The 12,258-nt window shown below is 53.6% G+C and carries 12 protein-coding genes; 8 read left to right on the top strand and 4 right to left on the bottom strand.

Annotated features, from left to right (window positions below; translation table 11 throughout):
- Positions 1–269: 269 nt before the first annotated feature.
- From FZF21_RS00360 to FZF21_RS00345, 4 genes are read left to right on the top strand one after another with little or no spacing between them, the layout of a single operon-like run.
- A complete protein-coding gene (locus FZF21_RS00360) occupies positions 270–854 on the top strand; it encodes a fimbrial protein (protein ID WP_149121132.1) in 585 nt (194 codons plus the stop codon).
- A 52-nt stretch (positions 855–906) separates the two neighbouring features.
- Positions 907–1,599: a molecular chaperone gene (locus tag FZF21_RS00355; protein WP_015570089.1), complete on the top strand. Its 693-nt coding sequence runs from the start codon at positions 907–909 to the stop codon at positions 1,597–1,599.
- Positions 1,600–1,614: 15 nt separating this feature from the next.
- Positions 1,615–4,107, top strand: a complete 2,493-nt coding sequence (locus FZF21_RS00350) for a fimbria/pilus outer membrane usher protein (protein ID WP_023295675.1) — start codon at positions 1,615–1,617, stop codon at positions 4,105–4,107.
- Between the two features lie 15 nt (positions 4,108–4,122).
- Positions 4,123–5,187, top strand: a complete 1,065-nt coding sequence (locus FZF21_RS00345) for a fimbrial protein (protein ID WP_048246618.1) — start codon at positions 4,123–4,125, stop codon at positions 5,185–5,187.
- 6 nt (positions 5,188–5,193) lie between these two features.
- Here FZF21_RS00345 and FZF21_RS00340 read toward each other — a convergent pair whose 3' ends face one another.
- On the bottom strand, positions 5,194–5,829 hold the full coding sequence (locus FZF21_RS00340) for a LuxR C-terminal-related transcriptional regulator (RefSeq protein WP_045356877.1): 636 nt from the start codon (positions 5,827–5,829) through the stop codon (positions 5,194–5,196).
- A 569-nt stretch (positions 5,830–6,398) separates the two neighbouring features.
- Here FZF21_RS00340 and FZF21_RS00335 point away from each other — a divergent pair.
- A complete protein-coding gene (locus FZF21_RS00335; protein WP_045910980.1) occupies positions 6,399–7,019 on the top strand; it encodes a LuxR C-terminal-related transcriptional regulator in 621 nt (206 codons plus the stop codon).
- 75 nt (positions 7,020–7,094) lie between these two features.
- On the top strand, positions 7,095–7,775 hold the full coding sequence (locus FZF21_RS00330; protein WP_023302840.1) for an EAL domain-containing protein: 681 nt from the start codon (positions 7,095–7,097) through the stop codon (positions 7,773–7,775).
- Positions 7,776–7,808: 33 nt separating this feature from the next.
- Here the strand turns inward: FZF21_RS00330 and nlpA are convergent, their stop codons facing one another.
- Both nlpA and FZF21_RS00320 read right to left on the bottom strand, forming a co-directional pair.
- The gene (gene nlpA, locus FZF21_RS00325) at positions 7,809–8,609 is read right to left on the bottom strand and encodes a lipoprotein NlpA (RefSeq protein ID WP_023302839.1); all 801 of its coding nucleotides are present in this window, start codon (positions 8,607–8,609) and stop codon (positions 7,809–7,811) included.
- A 228-nt stretch (positions 8,610–8,837) separates the two neighbouring features.
- Positions 8,838–10,322 carry an MDR family MFS transporter gene (locus tag FZF21_RS00320; protein ID WP_017693997.1) on the bottom strand — a complete coding sequence of 495 codons (1,485 nt, stop codon included), beginning with the start codon at positions 10,320–10,322 and terminating at the stop codon, positions 8,838–8,840.
- Between the two features lie 93 nt (positions 10,323–10,415).
- On the opposite strand from FZF21_RS00320, the gene FZF21_RS00315 reads away from it, so the two are divergent.
- Complete coding sequence (locus FZF21_RS00315; protein ID WP_017383663.1) at positions 10,416–11,063, top strand: TetR/AcrR family transcriptional regulator; 648 nt, start codon at positions 10,416–10,418, stop codon at positions 11,061–11,063.
- Here FZF21_RS00315 and FZF21_RS00310 read toward each other — a convergent pair.
- Positions 11,060–11,479 carry a GNAT family N-acetyltransferase gene (locus FZF21_RS00310; protein ID WP_015570097.1) on the bottom strand — a complete coding sequence of 140 codons (420 nt, stop codon included), beginning with the start codon at positions 11,477–11,479 and terminating at the stop codon, positions 11,060–11,062. The genes FZF21_RS00315 and FZF21_RS00310 overlap by 4 nt on opposite strands.
- Before the next feature lie 185 nt (positions 11,480–11,664).
- On the opposite strand from FZF21_RS00310, the gene FZF21_RS00305 reads away from it, so the two are divergent.
- On the top strand, positions 11,665–12,234 hold the full coding sequence (locus tag FZF21_RS00305; RefSeq protein ID WP_000104919.1) for a TetR/AcrR family transcriptional regulator: 570 nt from the start codon (positions 11,665–11,667) through the stop codon (positions 12,232–12,234).
- Positions 12,235–12,258: the final 24 nt, after the last annotated feature.

The raw sequence follows: 12,258 nt of genomic DNA, 5'->3' as shown, positions 1-12,258 counted from the left end.
AAGCTTCATTAATTAACGATTATTAAAGCATTAATAAAAATCTTCGAACCAACGCATTTAGGTTAAAACATTAAAAAAAACATACTGACAAGATTATAATCTTAAACTTTAGAAGTTGTTGGAATAATGTTTTGTTATGTACTTTTTTAGTGCAACATAATATCGTCAAAGCATTCTCCCGAGTCGCCATGCGTCTAGCCGGTACATCAGGGACATGTGTAGCCGATTAACATTCATTTTAAATAACACAAATCTTCATGGAGTTTATCATGTTCAAATCGATCATGACCGTATCACTGCTGGCCGCCGCTATTGCCTCTACCAGCGCAGTGGCCGCAGACAATTCGGCGGGTGGTATCATTAACTTTACCGGCGCTATTACCGATACAACCTGTACCATTAACGGCGGTAAAAGCGCGGACTTTACCGTTGCGCTTTCCCCTATTTCGGTAAAAGATGCGGGCACCACGGTTGGCCTGATCACCCGAAATAAAAAATCTATTGCGCTGACGTTCTCTGGTTGCTCACCAGCAGCCGGAACGACCGGTACCCCGCTGAAAGTTTATTTCTCCAGCGCGGATAATATTTCCACTGACGGTAAATACCTGCTGAATAACAGCGTGAACGAAAGCGATGCCAGCGTGGCACGTAATGTCGGCTTTGCGTTAGTGGAGCCAGGTTCGTCTACGCCTATTACCCTGAACCAGCCTTACACGACAAATATTATGGGTACAGCGACCGCGCCAGATTCCGAAACGCTGACGCTGGACGTTTATTACTATAAAACAAACGCCGCTGCCGCCACCGTGGGCGAGTTAACCTCCAACGTAACGTATACCATTTCCTACCTGTAATAGTGATTATTCAGGCTCTGTTTTCGCAGAGCCTGTATTTAAGGTTGCAATCATGCGCAAGGCAATTTTGCTGGCAGGCTTACTGCTAAGCACGGGTCACTCATGGGCCAATATTGTCATTAATGGCACCCGTGTCCTTTATCCTGAAAATAACAAAGAGGTGATCGTCCAGTTAATGAATACGGGCGATGCGCCGGCTCTGGTACAATCCTGGATAGATGACGGTGATATTAATTCCACGCCGGAAACAGCCAATGTGCCGTTTCTGTTGTCGCCGCCGGTGATAAAGGTTAACGAACATAATGGTCAACAGCTTCGTATTAAAAAGCTGCCGTCCAGCTTGCCTGCGGATCGCGAATCCGTCTTTTTCCTGAATGTCCTCGACATTCCGCCCAGACCTGAAAATCTGCAAAACCAGAATACCGTTCAGCTGGCGATTAAATCCCGTATCAAACTTTTTTATCGGCCCGCTGCGCTGAAAGGCACGCTGGATGACGCGGTGGCGAAACTGACGCTCGCCGCCGACGGCGATCGCTTTCGCATTACAAATAACAGTCCGTTCCATATTACGGTCGCCAATATTTCGCTGGGTAAAACGAAATTGCTCCAGGAGTCCCCGATGGTTTCCCCGTTTGGGCAGCTGACGGTCGCCGCCAAAAATACGGTTAAGCGCGGACAGACCTTCCAGCTGATGTATGTGGACGATCTTGGCGCGTATAAAACCCGCACTTTCACCAGTCAGTGATCGGAAAGACTCACCATGAAAATGAAACAAAACAGACTCTGTCTGCTGGCAGTCTGCACGCTTCTGCTTTCGCATAAATCAGGGGCCGTCTCGTTTGATCCCTCCCTGCTTGCTGGCGCATCCGGTGAGTCCGATCTGTCTCGCTTTTCCGAAAACAACGCCATGCCTGCCGGCAGTCAGGAGATGGATATCTACGTAAACGGCAGCTGGAAGGGACGTTATACCGTCATCTACGGCGAGCAGCGTGACGACATCCGCCTTGCCTGGAAAGATGCCCGGTCGCTGGGCATCAACACCACGTCCGTGCCTGCGCCCGCCATTGCGCACGGGCAGGTCCAGCTGCGCGATCTGGTTCAGGGCGGTGAAGTCAAAACCGATACCAGCACCCTGAGTCTGGCGCTTACCGTTCCGCAGGCGGCCGTGCAGCGTACTGAAGAAGGTTACATTGCCCCCCAGTTCTGGGACGAGGGGATCCCGGCGCTGATGCTCTCGTGGAACACGACCTGGTACAACACCCGCGCGAAAGGCACTGCGAAAGACACAAATGATGATTTTTATGCCGGGCTGGATTCCGGCGCCAACCTGTTCGGCTGGCAGTTTCGCGACAGCAGCGCCTGGCGGAAAACCGCCAGCGGAGAGAGTAGCTGGCAGAATAATACCCGCTACCTGCGCCGTCCCCTGGCCTCGCTGAAATCCAACCTGACGCTGGGTGACTTTTATATTCCTGGCGATCTGTTTGATTCCCTGCGCGTGCGCGGCGTGTCGCTGGCGTCGGATATGAAGATGCGCCCAAATTCACAGCAGGGTTTTTCACCGGTGGTTCACGGCGTGGCACGGACGAACGCCCTGGTGAAAGTTATCCAGAATGGCAACGTGATCTATCAGGAGAACGTGCCGCCGGGCCAGTTTACCCTCGACAGCATTCAGCCTACCGGCTCCGCGGGCGATTTGCTGGTGGTGGTGCGTGAGGCGGACGGTTCACAGCAGTCCTTCACGGTGCCGTTTTCCGCCGTGCCCGGGATGCTAAAAGAAGGGGTGAGTCAGTACAGCGTGGTGGCGGGTAAAGTGCACCAGAACACGCTCGATGCCGAACCCGCATTCATGCAGGCCACGCTGCGCTACGGGTTTAATAACCTCATCACCGGGTATACCGGGACGATTATTAGCGATAACTACCAGGCCGGGCTTGTCGGTACCGGGTGGAACCTTCCCTTTGGCGCGGTCTCGTTTGATGTCACCCACGCCAAAACCACCCTACAGGATCGCACCAGCAGCGGTCAGAGTTATCGCGTGTCGTACAGCAAATTTATCGATACCACTGCCACCAACTTCACTCTGGCGGCCTATCGCTATTCCACTAAAGGCTATTACAGCTTCAGCGACGCGCTCTATTCGCGCGAAGGGTATCAGCGCCTGAGAGCGCAGTACGACGACTATGAAGATCGGTTTGGCGTTGCGCCCGACATGTCGCTAAGCACCTGGGACGCCCTGCGCGCGGCGCAGCCCAAGAATACCTTTACGCTTAACCTTAATCAGCGCCTGCTCAATAACTGGGGCACGGTGTTTGTCTCCGGCACACAGCGCGATTACTGGAACTCACAGCAAACCACGCGCGAATATCAGATGGGCTATTCCAACGCCATCGGCCGCGCCAGCTATACCCTGTCGGCCAGCCGGGTACGGAACAGGGACAGTGAAGAAGAGACGCGCCTTTACCTCTCCCTCAGCCTGCCGTTCTCGCTGTTTGATAATAATGCGTGGATCACCTCCAGCCTGACGGCCAGCGATTCGCATTACGAGCAGAGCAATATCAGCATGAGCGGGAACGCGCTGGCGTCGAACCGCCTGAGCTATACCCTCTCCGGCAGTAATGCGCGTGGGGGTAAAAATGCGGCAAGCGTTAACGCCGCGTACCGTTCGAACTTCGCGACACTCGGTGGCTCTTACAGCGAATCCTCCGACTACCGCCAGACCGGGCTCAGCGGACGCGGAAGCCTGGTGGCCTACCCGTGGCACGTTCTCGCCTCAAACGAAACCGGCACAACCATGACTATCGTCGATGCGCCAAAGGCGGAGGGGCTGATGGTGAACGGCGATGAAAGCATTATGACGAACCGCGATGGCGTAGCGCTGGTGCCTTACGCCACCCCGTATCGCAAAAACGCCATTACGTTAACTGAAACGGAAAACAGCGCTGGCGCGGAGGTGATCGGCAATATGGCTAACGTGGCGCCTTATGACGGGGCGGTGAGTTATATCCGCTTCGAAACCGATAAGCGCCAGTCATGGGTACTTCATGCGACGCGCACCGACGGCAAACCGCTGCCGTTTGGCACCGAAGTGCTGGATGAACACGGTGGATCTGTCGGGTATGTCGGCCAGGCCAGCGTACTGTATATCCGTGCTGAACAGCCGCCACGCACGCTCAACGTGCATCTCCGCGGCGGAAAGTGCGAAATCTCCTCCCCGGCCTGGGGGCTGAACAGCTCCTCATCGGTTTGCCATTAATTACGGATTATCAAAATGTTACGATCATTCATGTTCCTGCTCCTCACCAGCATTAGCGGGATGAGCTATGCCACCTGCTCCGGCAGCAGCATCGTTTATGGCACACCGATTACCATTGATTTATCGGATAAGCTGAGCCCGGCCACGCCCACATGGACCGGCAGCTTCACCACCCAGTACAGCGGCTCGTTCAACTGTACGACGGGTAACAGTGAATTTTCTTACACGCCGATCCTGTCGACCGACAGCAAATACGCGACCATCCTCGGGTTCAGCAACAACAAGTATATGGTGCGGGCGGAGATCACCAATCCCCCGGCCAATAAAACCCTGTCAGCCAGCGGTAGCCATACGGCGTCTGAGCTGAACACACCGTTTACGGTTCGCTTCACCCTCGTTAACCAGAGCGGTACCACCCTGACGGGGGATACGGCGAACATGAGCGACGTTCTGTTCGTCAGCGACATGAGCGGGTTATCCATCTGGGAAATCATCACCTGGCCAATCAATCAGGTCATCAAGATAGCGCAGTGGTTATTCAGCGGGTTCAAGTGGCCTTACGACAACCGAGATATGTTTGGTCAACCGATGATCATCAAATACGCGCCGAAACTGACTACCTGTTCCTTTGATAATGCGGGGCTGACCGTGGCGCTGCCGACGCTCGGCATTCCCCAGCTCAGTGCATCCTCACAGCCGGGGCTGACGCCTTTTTCACTGAACATGAGCTGTCAGAACGTCGGGGTTAACGGCAATTCCGATCGGTCAATTGAGATGTTTCTGTCCAGCACGCAGCTGCTCTCAACCGACAGCTCGGTGCTGATCGACAGCAGCAGTAGCGCGGCGCAGGGCGTGGGGCTCCGCCTGATAAAACGTGACGCCCCGCAAACGCCGGTGACCTTCTCTACCTCAACCACCAGCCGTGGCAACGCCACGATGATTTTCAGCGTGGCGGCTGGCGCGGCGCTGGACGAACATTTCACCCTTCCGATGGCGGCGTACTATTACGTGTGGGCGCCCGCCCAGGTGAGCCAGGGTAAGATCAATACATCGGCTACGCTGAATATCATCTATCCCTGATGTGAACTATTCCTCCATCTTTCCAACCGCTTGCACATACTTAATCAGTTCGCTGTGGTTGGAAAGATTCAGCTTTTTCATTGCATTGTGTTTCTGTGTCGCAATGGTACTGACCGAACGGTTTCGATGACGGGCAATCTCCGTCGTTGAAAATCCTTCCACGATAAGATGAAGCACCTCCCACTCTCTGGCCGAGAGGATGGAACGCGCCCGGGAGCCGGACCGCATTACCCGCCTGAGCCACGAAGAGATCGACGGTTTTTGCCCGTCCGCCATGAGCAACGCGGGTAATTCCTTTTTCAGTTCAGTCAATTCATCCTGCTGACTGATGGTTAATTCAAATTTCATCTCCAGAACTTTTTTTAACAGCCCGTAAGGCAGCTCGGGCACCAACAGAACACGCCTGACGTGATGGGTTTTACATAAAGATGTAAAACGGCTGCTGACCTCCGCACTCCACTCTTTATGATTAAGCAGATAATTAAATTCAGTGAAGAAAACATCCACGTTATTATCCGCCACCGCCGCCAGCGCCTGTTCTGTGGAATCGACCTGAGTAATGTTCAGTATGTAATCGGGTAAAAGATCCTGGAGCGCCCGGAATATTATCTCTTTAAATATATTTATTTTGTAAAACACCATTACCCTTACGATACGTTCAGTATTATTCATGTCTTTTCTAAATTCTCGTGACCGGAGGAAAATGATAATAGTTTATGTACTCACCACTCACAACCTCTTCGCGCCAGGATTTTATCCTTCTCAGGCCTAAAAATCTGAACAAGGACATTAAATTCATAGAAAAAATTCTATTTTATTCTGCACGCCGTTTCCCCTCGCAGATAAAGCCCTGTCGATAATCCTGCCACGATCACAATTTTTCTTACAGAAATAGCAGTAAATCACTGAAAAGGCGGTGGATTAACCCCATTAATCAACCTTCTGATGCTTATTATCCGCTCATTTACAGAATAAAAATCTGGCATGAATATTATTAGAAGATTAAAACAATTGCATATACCATTAAAACCATTTTTCAATTTTATCTTCCGCTAATAATTGGCTTCAGCTTTACTCGACGGTTTGTATTGGCTTACATTGATGCCATCGCATCGCGTTATTTAAAAAGTGCTCGCTATTCTTTTAATAAGAGAGTGCGAACCGCCATTTTCTCTTATATGGACTGTTTACTCAGCGAAAGGAGAATGCCAATGCAAAATAAAAAAACAATTCACGTTGCCGTTGTTGACAGCTGCGAATTCACGATGATTGGCCTGCAATCGCTTGGAAAGCGTGAGCCTGATGAAAAACACGACGTTATTTTCCATGGATTTACCCATATCGAAGAACTTGCTATGAGTGAACAACTCTTTGATATCATCATTTATGATCCGTTGAATACGCGTCATTTCCGGGTGACGACGAATGACGACATTCTCTGTATTAAACAGAAACAAATGACAGCGAAGATCTATATCTATTCGTTATCCGCCGGCTATTTGAAATTCAAACATGTTGATGGAGTCATCAGCAAAAGAGTCTCCCTGGGGGATATCAAAGCGCTGTGGCAAATACTGATGAGCCAGACGCCGCAAGAGTCTGGCCGTTACAACGTAGGCATGACGACCCGCTTACGCACCCCGGCGAGGCTGTCCAGCGAGGAGGCAAGCGTATTGCGCGGCTATTCCTGTAATCTCAAAACCAAGCAAATCGCCCGTCAGCTGGGGTGTAACGTCAGGCTGGTTTACTTTTATAAGAACAACGCCATGAACAAGCTTAAGGCCGTGCGTGGCCCCTCGTTTTACCAGAGCATTCGCTGGATCCTGAATTAAAAATTTGACCGTGTGTCGTTTGCCTTTTGTTCCCGTGTCCGCGGGAACCTTTTTTCATTTCCTGAAGGCTGTTCCATGTATACCGTTCTTCCCTCTCCCCTGTTGCAACGTATCTCAGGGCTGCGATTCCAGCCTCTTGTCGATCTTCATTCGGGCCAGGTGTTCGCGCATGAAGTTCTCGTGGAGATCCATAACGTCAATCTTGAGGTGCTGTTTGCCTCGCTGCCCTCGCGCAGCGCGCTGCAAATCTTCTTCTGGCAGGCCAACACCCTGTTACAGATACCCGCCCGGGACGCTTACTGGCTAAACCTTCAGGCAGAACACCTTCTCAACGAACGCGCTATCCGGTTGTTGCTGGCATTACGCCATCAGCAGCGGTTAACGATTGAAATTCAGGATCCCCTCACCATCACACGGCTGAGCGAGGATGAGCAACGTCGCCTTCATGCCACGCTTGTTCGGTTAAAAGAGGCGGGATGGCAAATCTGGCTGGACGATTTAACCCGGGAGTTGGCGGAGGCGTTCGCGCGGCTTGCGCTGCCGCTGGATGGAGTGAAAATTGACCGCTCAGCGCTGCGCGAGCGCGCGCCGCTTGCCCCGTTTGTACAGGAGGTCAGGGCAGGTATCGCGCAATCAATTCTTATAGAAGGCATCGAAAACTCGCGGGATCTGGCGCGCGCCCGCGCGTCCGGCGCACAGTCTGGTCAGGGTTTTCTGTGGCCCGAAAGCCGAACCGATGCCCGCGTAACGCTTTGACGGCCAGCGGAGCGCTGGCCTTTTTACCGGGGCTTACCAGCCCGGCACCGCGCCACCGTTAAAAAGGGTCTCCGCCGCTTTCGCCACTTCCGGCGACTGATAGGACTGGATAAATTCCTTCACGTTTTCGGCGTCTTTGTTCTCTTCACGCGTGACCACAATATTCACGTAGGGTGAGTTTTTGTCTTCGATAAAGACGCTGTCGTGTACCGGAGAAAGCCCCGTTTGCTGGAGATAGGTGGTACTGATGATGGCCACATCCACTTTCGGATCGTCCAGCACGCGCGGCAGCTGCGCCCCTTCCAGCTCCATAATCTGTAAGTTTTTCGGGTTCGCGGTAATATCCAGCGCCGTTGGCAGCAGGCCAACATCCGGTTTAAGGGTAATCAGCTTCTCTTTTTGCAGCAGCAACAGCGCGCGGCCAAGGTTGGTGGGATCGTTTGGAATCGCAATGGTTGCGCCGTCCTTCAGCTCAGAGACCGATTTAATCTTTCGGGAGTAACCCGCCATCGGGAAGACGAAGGTATTGGCCACGGCGACCAGCTTGTAATTGTGCGCCTTGTTATCTTCTGCGAGGAACGGGCGATGCTGGAAGACGTTGGCGTCCAGTTCGCCCTGGTTGGTGGCATCGTTGGGTAGCAGCGAGCCGCTAAAACCCACCAGCTCAACATCCAGACCGTATTTCTCCTTTGCCACCTTTTTGGCGACTTCCGCCACGTCCTGCTCAGCGCCATTGATCACGCCGACTTTAATGTGTCTGGCATCATTGCCGCCCTGATCACAGCCCGCGAGCAGCAGGCCAGTCAGGAGAAGCGCACCCAATCGAAGTTTCACGAGACAGTTCCTTTTGATAGACGTTTTGAAGACTATATCGACAACGAGACGGCAGGCTAAAAAACGAAAAGGAATCAGTAAGACGGTTAAGTTATATGCGGCCTGTTGCCGGGTGGCGCTGCGCTTACCCGGCCTACGTAACGGGCGAAGTGTAGGCCCGGTAAGCGTAGCGCCACGGGCGATGGGCATCAGGCTACGGTAGTCCAGGCGCAAGCAGAACCGCTTCCCTCACGCCTGCCGACGCAGCGGCGCTTCGCGCAAAAACCACGACAGCACAAACGCCAGCACCATAATCCCCGCCGCCAGCATGAATACCGCATGGATCGCCGAGCCGAACGCATCCAGATAGTCCAGACGCAGGGCATCAGGCAGATGGTGTATGGCAACGGGATTAAGTTCGCGCGGCAGTTCCGCCCCTTCCGGCAGCCTGTCGATCAGGCCTGATTGCAGAATATGGGTGAACACCGCGCCAAACAGCGCAACGCCAATCGCCCCGCCAATGGAACGGAACAGCGTCACCCCAGACGTCGCGACGCCGTATTGATCGGCTGACACGCTGTTCTGCACCGCCAGCACCAGCACCTGCATCACCAGTCCCAGCCCCATGCCCAGCACGCCGGTAAACAGGTACAGCTGCCAGGTTGGGGAGGTGATTGAAATGCGCGTCAGTAACACCATCCCCACCACGCCGAGCAGCGTGCCGAGGATCGGGAACAGACGATATTTCCCGGTACGGCTGATGATGCGCCCGCTGATAATGGAGGTGAGCAACAGCCCCCCCATCAGGGGGATCAGCTGCAAACCGGCCTGCGTCGGCGTGGCGTCTTTTACCACCTGTAAATAGAGCGGCAGGAAAGTGACGGAGCCAAACAGCGACATGCCGATAATAAAACCGATCAGGCTACAGAGCAGGAAGCTGCGGTCGCGGAAGAGCGACAGCGGGATAATCGGCTCCCACGCCAGCCGCTCTTCGTAGATAAACCCGGCGATCCCCGTCAGGCCGAAGGCCAGAATGCACCACAGCTGCGGGTCGCTCCATTGGCGGATCGTCCCGCCCTCGGTGGTAAACAGAATGATGCACAGCAACGCCATGCTGAGGTAAATCGCCCCCAGGTAGTCAATCTCATGCTTGCTGCGCCGCGCGCTGCCGTGGAAAACCGCGCCAATCACCAGCAGGGCAAACAGCCCCAGCGGCAGGTTGATGTAGAAAATCCAGCGCCAGGATGCGTGCTGAACGATAAACCCGCCGATCAGCGGCCCTATCACCGTCGCCAGGCCAAACACGCCGCCAAACAACCCCTGATAGCGACCCCGATCGGCAGGCGGGATCACGTCCGCCACGGCAGCCATGCTGATCACCATCAGACCGCCGCCCCCCAGCCCTTGCAGGGCGCGCATCAGCACCAGCTGGGTCATGTTCTGCGCCAGACCGCACAGCGCGGACCCTACAAGAAACAGCACAATCGCGATTTGCAGAACGATTTTTCGGCCAAACAGATCGCCGAATTTGCCATACAGCGGCACCACGATGGTCGAACTGAGGATATAGGCCGTTACCACCCACGAGAGCTTATCCAGCCCGCCCAGCTCACCGACGATGGTCGGCAGCGCGGTGGAGACAATGGTCTGATCCAGCGCCGAGAGCAGCATCACCAGCAGGAGTGCGCTGAACAGCAGCTTAATCGACGGCGCCTTTTTCGCAGGTTGAGTCATTACGTCGGACTCCATAAGACATCACTTGAAATTAATTAATCGTATAATTAATATTTGTGGAAGTGATGAATAAGATCAAGAGATACGGTGACCATGCCAGCACAAAAGGACAATTCTGAACCCCGCCGCCCCGGTCGGCCACGCGGCGGCAAGCGCGTTACCGCCAGCCGTGAACAGCTGCTGGACATCGCCCTGAACCTCTTTTCCCGCCAGGGGATCGCCAATACGTCGTTGAACGCTATTGCCCGCGAAGCAGGCGTGACGCCCGCCATGCTGCACTACTACTTCAACTCCAGAGAACAGTTACTGGATGCGATGATTGAGGAGCGCTTCCTGCCGTTACGCGAGCGGATCGGGGCGATTTTCGCCGACAACCGGGATTCGCCGGTGGATGCCCTGACGGAAATGGTCAGGGTGCTGGCCGAACTGGCGGAAAAGTATCGCTGGTTTGCCCCGCTGTGGATGCAGGAGGTGATTGGCGAGATGCCGGTACTGCGCACCCATTTGCAGGCACGCTTTGGCGATGAGAAATATCACACCACGCTGGCAACCATCAAAGGCTGGCAGCAGGAAGGAAAGCTGAATCCGGCGCTGGCCCCCGAACTGCTGTTCACTACGCTGCTGAGCCTGGTGCTGGTGCCGTTCTCCCGCATGCGCAATGACGAGAGGCTTAGCGCCCTCTCGCCGGAGATCGTGGTGCGCCACGTGTTAGCCGTGATAGGCACCGGGATCGGCGGTTAAAGATGTTTGGTCAGATAGTGTCTCTGCATTCCCTGATAAGGGTAATCCTGCAAGGACATCTGCACCTGATAACCCTGTTTTTCATAAAACGGGCGCGCCTGGAAGCTGACCGTATCCACCAGCGCGTGACGACAGCCTTTGCGACGGGCCTCCTCTTCAGCCGTTTTGATAAGCTGGCTTCCCACGCCCGTTCCCCGCACGCTGTCGCTGACCCACAGATAGTCGATGTTCAGCCAGTCGCCTTTCCGTACGCCGATTAACCCGCCCAGCATGACGCCATTGTCGTCTCGCATATATACGCCAATATCGCCGCCAAACGTCGCCAGATCTAAAAACTGCGCGTTATAGGCTCTTAGCCCCGTTAATAATTCTTCTTTTTCTTCGGCTGTGACATTATCTGTAATGCTCAGATGCATAATTCTCTCCTTATTTTCAGCGCAATCTGAATATCTCACAGCTTAACCTTCATAAAAACTCCTTATTTTCTCCATTGTTTATACCTGGAAATATTCATTCAATATGTAAATAAAAAAAGCCTTTCCAATAGTCTCCGAAAACGTATAATGAGAACGATCATTCTCACTTTTCACGGTAGCCGACAATGAGTACAAAGCTGGAAGAACGACAAAAACTGCGGCAGGACGAAATCATTACCGCCGCGCGCCGCTGCTTTCGCGCCAGTGGATTTCACGCTGCCAGCATGTCGCAGATCGCCAGCGAAGCCAGGCTCAGCGTCGGACAAATCTATCGCTATTTCAGTAACAAAGACGCGATTATTGAAGAGATGATCCGGCGCATTATCGACTCACGTATTGAAGAGATGCAGGGCAAAACCCTGGTTGAAGGGATGCCGCAGGCGCTTGCCTGGCGCCAGACGCTTAACGAAGACGATGACGCGCTGATGCTCGAAATGTCCGCAGAGGCCACGCGCAATCCGCTGGTGGCAAACATGCTGATCGAAGCCGAAGCACGCATGTTCGCCAATGCCTGTGAGCACCTGAAAAAGCAGTTCCCTCACCTGAGCGATGAGCATATTCGCTGCTGCGTGGAGATTACCGCCGTGATGATCGAAGGCACGATTTACCGTCGACTCACGCCTTTAAAAGTACCATCAGAACAATTAGAGCCTATATACCAGAATATTTTAAATATGATTTTCTCTGCGAAGTAATCGCATGTGAATAATTAGCGGAAA

Origin of the sequence: Enterobacter sp. LU1, from assembly GCF_008271405.2 — a bacterium.
GTDB lineage: Bacteria > Pseudomonadota > Gammaproteobacteria > Enterobacterales > Enterobacteriaceae > Enterobacter > Enterobacter hormaechei_C.
The sequence above is the reverse complement of the archived record's forward strand: the minus strand, read 5'-3'. Positions and strand labels throughout refer to the sequence as shown.

Bases quoted from the DNA above. Each gene is read 5' to 3' on its own strand.
- FZF21_RS00305 (WP_000104919.1), top strand. From the start codon at position 11,665: ATGAGTACAAAGCTGGAAGAACGACAAAAACTGCGGCAGGACGAAATC.
- FZF21_RS00335 (WP_045910980.1), top strand. From the start codon at position 6,399: ATGCAAAATAAAAAAACAATTCACGTTGCCGTTGTTGACAGCTGCGAA.
- FZF21_RS00310 (WP_015570097.1), bottom strand. From the start codon at position 11,479: ATGCATCTGAGCATTACAGATAATGTCACAGCCGAAGAAAAAGAAGAA.
- FZF21_RS00340 (WP_045356877.1), bottom strand. From the start codon at position 5,829: ATGGTGTTTTACAAAATAAATATATTTAAAGAGATAATATTCCGGGCG.
- FZF21_RS00345 (WP_048246618.1), top strand. From the start codon at position 4,123: ATGTTACGATCATTCATGTTCCTGCTCCTCACCAGCATTAGCGGGATG.
- FZF21_RS00350 (WP_023295675.1), top strand. From the start codon at position 1,615: ATGAAAATGAAACAAAACAGACTCTGTCTGCTGGCAGTCTGCACGCTT.
- FZF21_RS00315 (WP_017383663.1), top strand. From the start codon at position 10,416: ATGCCAGCACAAAAGGACAATTCTGAACCCCGCCGCCCCGGTCGGCCA.
- FZF21_RS00355 (WP_015570089.1), top strand. From the start codon at position 907: ATGCGCAAGGCAATTTTGCTGGCAGGCTTACTGCTAAGCACGGGTCAC.
- FZF21_RS00330 (WP_023302840.1), top strand. From the start codon at position 7,095: ATGTATACCGTTCTTCCCTCTCCCCTGTTGCAACGTATCTCAGGGCTG.
- FZF21_RS00320 (WP_017693997.1), bottom strand. From the start codon at position 10,322: ATGACTCAACCTGCGAAAAAGGCGCCGTCGATTAAGCTGCTGTTCAGC.
- FZF21_RS00360 (WP_149121132.1), top strand. From the start codon at position 270: ATGTTCAAATCGATCATGACCGTATCACTGCTGGCCGCCGCTATTGCC.